General features: G+C 32.6%; 3 protein-coding genes and 1 pseudogene. 1 reads left to right on the forward strand and 3 read right to left on the reverse strand.

All coding sequences use genetic code 11. The annotated features are described in order from the left end of the window. Positions 1 to 223 precede the first annotated feature (223 nt). On the reverse strand, positions 224 to 877 hold the full coding sequence (locus L1967_RS22065) for a leucine-rich repeat domain-containing protein (RefSeq protein WP_249603651.1): 654 nt from the start codon (positions 875 to 877) through the stop codon (positions 224 to 226). A gap of 63 nt (positions 878 to 940) precedes the next feature. On the opposite strand from L1967_RS22065, the gene L1967_RS22070 reads away from it, so the two are divergent. Further along, positions 941 to 1,819, forward strand: coding sequence for an IS982 family transposase (locus L1967_RS22070; RefSeq protein ID WP_249603652.1), 879 nt, complete (start codon positions 941 to 943; stop codon positions 1,817 to 1,819). Between the two features lie 118 nt (positions 1,820 to 1,937). Here L1967_RS22070 and L1967_RS22075 read toward each other — a convergent pair. After that, a pseudogene (locus L1967_RS22075) lies at positions 1,938 to 2,417 on the reverse strand (IS3 family transposase); the annotation flags it as partial. Between the two features lie 13 nt (positions 2,418 to 2,430). Then, on the reverse strand, positions 2,431 to 2,778 hold a 348-nt coding region (locus tag L1967_RS22080), incomplete at its 5' end, for an integrase core domain-containing protein (protein ID WP_249603653.1).

A 2,778-nucleotide genomic window follows, 5' to 3' on the forward strand; every position in this document is an offset into this window, starting at 1 on the left:
GATCTTCTTTTTTCATTGTTGTGTAAATATTAGCGCCTGAATTTCTCAGGCAAGGTTAAAAAAATATCGGGGTTTGCAAACCCCGATATTTTCTAATTACACAGTTTTTGAGTCAGTCCCAATATTAAATTCAGCGATTCTCGTTTCTACATAAATCGCTGAATTTTTTATTATTGAAATTGATTCAACTTTATAATTCTTTCCAGTTGGGTGATCTAAAATCCTATTCTACTACAGTCTTTAGAACTTCAATCTCCTTGTTGCTTATCTTATGATTTCCAACGGTTAGTAGTAATTTTAAATTCTTTAAATCTTTAAGTTTACTAATACTTTCAATATCATTATCTGCTATTCCGAGTTCCTCAAGATTCTTAAGATTTTCGATTCCCTCTACATTCTTGATTCCCGTATGCCACAAATACAATATTCGAAGTTGATTTAACTGAGCTACTTTGCTTATAGTATTCAAAGGATTATCTGAAGCAATAAAACTTGTGAGATTAGGAGTTCGATCTAAGAATTGTAATTCACTTATAAGGTTAGTAGAAACATCCAAGCTTTGCAAATTACTATGCAACTCTTCAAATTGAAGTTCCGAAATTTTATTTTTCGAAATATTCAAACTTCTCAATCGTTGCATCGATCGAATTTTAACTGTTCCTTTAACATAATTATCTGCAATATTTAAATGACGTAGTTTTTGATGTGTATAAAAATCACATACATCTTCTACATAATTTCCTCTTAAATTAAGTGTGGTAAGAAATTCACAGAAAGCTAAATGATTTATGTCTTTTATAACATTATTACTTAGGTTCAACCAGGTTATTTTATGCTGATCTGTAAAACAATCTATATTTGAAAACCCGTAGTACATTTATAAAAAGTTGTGCAAACTGCTAAAAGGCAGTAAATTGTAGTTACCACACAAACAATTTCTATGCACAACTTTCAAACAAATTACGACAAAATTTTAAAGGTTTTAAATACTATTGAACCAAAATCTAATTTTTTACATCAAATCAGAAAGCCAAAACTTACGGATAAAGAATTGATTGCTATAAATTTAACATCGGAATTTATGAGTATCGATAGTGAATATCAACTATTTCGATTACTCCCTGAAAAATTATTAGCAAAAATAGAAAGAAGCGTTTATAATCGCAGACGAAGGAGATTATTTGACGCTATTGAACTTATTAGAGAACAATTATCCAACTTTTTTAATGAATTTGAGGATTGCTTTATTGTTGATAGTATGCCTTTGGAAGTATGTAAATTATCTCGTAGTGGTCGTTCTAGAATTTGTAAAGAACAAACCTATTGTACTCCTGACAAAGGATATTGTGCCACACAATCAACATCTTATTATGGCTATAAACTTCATGCGGTGTGCTCTGTAAAAGGTGTTTTTAAAAGTTTAGATATTAGTCCTGCTTCGGTACACGATATTCATTATTTAAAAGACATTAAAACGCAATTGAATGATTGTCTGCTTATTGGGGACAAAGGTTATCTGTCTGCCGATATACAACTGAATTTATTTGATGAGTATAACATCAAATTATCAACTCCTATGAGAAAGAATCAATATAATTATAAACAACAGCCCTATGTCTTTAGAAAAAGTCGTAAAAGAATTGAAACCTTGTTTTCTCAGCTATGCGACCAATTTATGATTCGTAGAAATTATGCCAAATCTTTTGAAGGTTTTAAGACTAGAATACTTTCTAAAATTACTGCGCTCACAATGATACAATACATAAATCAGTTCATCTATAATAGAAACATAAATAACATTAAAATTAAGTTATCCTAAATGCACTACGGGTGGCCTTTAATAATAATTTATTTTAAAAGACTAAACAACTCTGCACTACAAGTACAGAGGTTTATTAATACTGAGGTGGACTTGCAACAAAAAACGGGACAAAAAATTAAGTTACATTCTTAAATTGCATTAATTCTTCAAATTCTAATATGGATTTGTCGCCCAAAGTCGAGTGTCTTCTATTTCGGTTGTACCATGTTTCTATCCATTCAAATATCGCTAGAGCAGCCAGCTCTTTTCCCTTATATCGGGTTCGGTATATGAGTTCGACCTTTATGCTTTTAAAGAAGCTCTCTGCCACAGAATTATTCCAACAATTCCCTTTTCTACTCATAGATTGAGTTACCAAAGGATTAGATTTAATAAATGCTCTAAAGGCTTTCGAAGCATATTGCACCCCTCTATCTGAATGAAAAATTAAATCCATGTTTATTTTACGCTTACCTATAGCCATTTTCCATGCAGGAACAATAGTTTGATTGGTATGCAGGCTTGTACTCAATGACCAACCTATTACCTGCCTGTCAAACAAATCGATAATAGTGGTCAGGTACAGCCAGCCTTGATTGGTATGGATGTAGGTGATATGTAAGCTTCCCCTAATTAGAACTGCCTGGTTGTCTAAAATTACTGTTTTTCATAGTTCTGGCGGTACCGCCAGAACTATGAAATTCTGCATAGGCTACAGGTGCCATTTTTCCTAAGGCATCATGCGGCCGGACGTTATTATAATCTTCCATCCAAATTTGGGTTTGTTCCCTGACTTGGTTTAGATCTTCAAAGATATACTTATTGAGTACTCCTCTTCGGTAACTTCCATTAAAGAGTTCAATAAATGCATTTTGTGTCGGCTTTCCGGGTTGGATATACTGAAAAATGATGCCTTGCATCTGACCCCACTCCGATGCGATCTTAGCTACAAATTCAGGACCATTATCCATCCTTAT

Source organism: Zunongwangia pacifica (genome assembly GCF_023499215.1).
Taxonomy (GTDB): domain Bacteria; phylum Bacteroidota; class Bacteroidia; order Flavobacteriales; family Flavobacteriaceae; genus Zunongwangia; species Zunongwangia pacifica.